Source organism: Cetobacterium somerae ATCC BAA-474 (genome assembly GCF_000479045.1).
Lineage (GTDB): Bacteria > Fusobacteriota > Fusobacteriia > Fusobacteriales > Fusobacteriaceae > Cetobacterium_A > Cetobacterium_A somerae.
The window spans coordinates 1-818 of sequence record NZ_KI518168.1 but is presented as its reverse complement, the minus strand read 5'-3'; the positions used below and the strand labels follow the sequence as shown (position 1 = coordinate 818).

The 818-nt window shown below is 19.3% G+C and carries 1 protein-coding gene; it reads left to right on the top strand.

Annotated features, from left to right (window positions below):
* Window positions 1–65: 65 nt before the first annotated feature.
* A partial coding sequence (locus HMPREF0202_RS07635; RefSeq protein WP_211231169.1) for an O-antigen ligase family protein occupies window positions 66–818 on the top strand: 753 nt, incomplete at its 3' end.

Here is an 818-nt window from a genome sequence, read left to right as displayed (position 1 = left end):
TCTTAAATTTATTCTATATTTTTTTGATTTATTGTATATTTGATTATAAAAAATTTTATGAAATAATGGAAAAAGTTTTTATAATGATATCTGCCTTATCTTTAATTTCATATTTTTTAGCAAATATTTTTTTAAGTTTTCGAAATAGTTATTTAATTGGTCCGAATATATATAGACATATTTATATTCACGGTTATACCTTGGGAAGACATAATCAAAATGCTTCTATATTTTGGGAGCCTTCAGTATATGGAATAATATTATCGTTTTTTTTATTTTTTAGAAGTTTAAAAAATCCAACACTAAATCCCAAAAAAGATTTTATAAAATACATCTTTATATTATCAATATTAACAACAAGATCAACATCAGGATTAGTTATGCTCGTTATTATAATATTTTATACATTAATAAAGTTAAAATATAGTATTAAAAATTTTGTTATTTTTTTGGTATGTCTTGTATTTTTTTTGAATACATCATTATTTAAAAAAACTATTTATAATAAATTAAAAAATATATCGAACGAAAGAAGTATTTATCAAGGAGAAGATGGTACTCGATCATCTGGAGCTAGAAAAATGCATTTTTTAATTGATTTTGAAATTTTTAAAAAAAATTTGTTAATAGGTGATAAAGAAATAACTAATCAACAGTCAATTAATAGTAGATTTAAAGAAGCAAAAGAATTATCAAAAAAAAATAAATACATTTTATATTATTTAGAAAATAAAACAGAATATCATATAACATCAAACAGTATAGTTTCAATGTTAGCGTATTTTGGAATTATATTTTTTTTGGTATATTATTTAATA